Origin of the sequence: Pararcticibacter amylolyticus (assembly GCF_003130405.1) — a bacterium.
In the GTDB taxonomy this organism is placed as follows: domain Bacteria; phylum Bacteroidota; class Bacteroidia; order Sphingobacteriales; family Sphingobacteriaceae; genus Arcticibacter; species Arcticibacter amylolyticus.
Genome location: NZ_QEAS01000003.1, coordinates 1 through 598, shown reverse-complemented (window position 1 = coordinate 598; position 598 = coordinate 1). Strand labels below are relative to the sequence as shown.

General features: G+C 48.0%; 1 protein-coding gene. It reads right to left on the bottom strand.

The window, feature by feature from the left end; genetic code table 11:
- Positions 1 to 37: 37 nt before the first annotated feature.
- Complete coding sequence (locus DDR33_RS04410; RefSeq protein ID WP_109414575.1) at positions 38 to 226, bottom strand: hypothetical protein; 189 nt, start codon at positions 224 to 226, stop codon at positions 38 to 40.
- Between the last annotated feature and the right edge of the window lie 372 nt (positions 227 to 598).

The following is a 598-nucleotide window of genomic DNA, read 5'->3' as shown; positions in this document are numbered from 1 at the left end:
AGCTTGATGGGCGGATGGTCAGATAGCGGTTCGTTATTTAATAATAACAAATGAATATGATTACATATCTCTGGCCTATATGGTAAATAAAAGACGGAGATTTTTTCGGATCAGACTGGCGACGGAACAGGCTGGCATCTTCCCCGGCCGGGCTTAGATCCTCTCCAACCAGGCTCAGATCATCCCCTGACCACTTCCTGATTGCATTATGAATGTTGCCGCTCATCTCCCTCTTATGTACCGCATAGAACCCGCCTTTCTTATGAAAAAGGCGGGTTCTGTATGGCTCTTAGCCTGTAAATATATGGGTTTATTTAGAATTCATCTAAATAACAATCAGCACTTGATCCCTGTCCTGTAATATCCCAACTTTACTCTCATAGCCGGCAGCACCGGCGCCCCTGACCCTCCAGGAACCTCCATCAGAGAATATGATCCTCCCGGGCCTCCGACGCTTCTGCAGCCACAAAAGACATACAATATGGCAATATTAGAAAGAAATGGTGCCCTGCACGGAACGGCGGGAACTGTGGTGTTCCGCAGGTTCCGCAACAGTACGGTGGTGCAGGGCCTTCCCAAACGAAAGAAAAAGCAAACC